The sequence below is a fragment of the Microbacterium sp. K36 genome (genome assembly GCF_004794355.1).
Classification (GTDB): Bacteria; Actinomycetota; Actinomycetes; order Actinomycetales; family Microbacteriaceae; genus Microbacterium; species Microbacterium paraoxydans_D.
Genome location: NZ_SSDN01000090.1, coordinates 1 through 522, shown reverse-complemented (window position 1 = coordinate 522; position 522 = coordinate 1). Strand labels below are relative to the sequence as shown.

Annotated in this window: 1 protein-coding gene; it reads left to right on the top strand. The window is 64.2% G+C overall.

What is annotated here, in order from left to right; all coding sequences use genetic code 11:
- Positions 1-155: 155 nt before the first annotated feature.
- Positions 156-522, top strand: a 367-nt coding sequence (locus tag DW296_RS12135) for a hypothetical protein (RefSeq protein ID WP_205807980.1), incomplete at its 3' end; no start/stop codon positions are given.

Sequence of the window (522 nt, the reverse complement as noted above, 5' to 3'; positions counted from 1 at the left end):
GACTCATCACCGCCAACGCCATCTCCAGGGAGACCGCCAGCACCGCCGCCCGCCTCTGGAAGTGACGCTCATACGGTCCGAGATGGAACCCCCGCCCGCGGCAACCTAGACGGTGATGACATCATCATCACGCGAGTAGAGAGCAGGGATGTCCCATGAGAGCGCCATTTACGCATGGCGAAGAAACACCCAGCGGGCAGCGCGGCTGGATCACGGACGGCTTCCGCCCCATTCCCGCGCATCTGAGGCTCATGCTGGGCCACCTGGACGGCGAGCGAAAGCTCACCTACATAATCTGGCCCGGATCCGATCCCTCCAGCACCGTGGGCTTCCGCGAGCCTGCCAGGGATACCTTCATGCAGGCGGCAGGCTCTGCCGACGCAATGACGGTGGAGGTGAAACTGCCTGGACCTGACGGTGAGAGCCACTTGTATACGGTCGGGCGTGCCGAGCCCGACGACGAGACGACGACGCTGATCCCGATCAGTCAGACCCGTGCGGTGCGCGTGTTCTCGAACGAGG